This is a genomic window from Pseudomonas sp. AC463 (assembly GCF_979253585.1).
On record NZ_CEEDDZ010000469.1, the window covers coordinates 1 to 286 of the forward strand.

1 protein-coding gene is annotated in these 286 nt (G+C 59.4%); it reads right to left on the bottom strand.

The features are described from left to right. The coding region (locus AC0IYH_RS31005) for a pseudouridine synthase (protein WP_471838023.1) at nt 1-286 on the bottom strand (286 nt) is incomplete at both ends.

Genomic DNA, 286 nt, shown 5'->3' on the forward strand with positions numbered 1-286 from the left:
TCCTTACCCTCCTGATTGACCTCGACCATGCGCTCGCCGGAACGCAGATTGCTCTTGAGTAGCGGCGCGTTGATCTGTTTCTTGGCCGTCGCCCAATGGCCACGCACCAACGCCATGTAGCGTTTGTCGACGCCGTCACCACGCAGTTGCTCGTGCAGGTGACGAAGCATGCTGCGCTTCTTGGCGATCATCAACAGCCCGGAGGTATCACGGTCTAGGCGGTGTACCAGCTCCAGATCCTTGGTATCCGGACGCAACTGGCGAAACGCCTCGATCACCCCGTAGT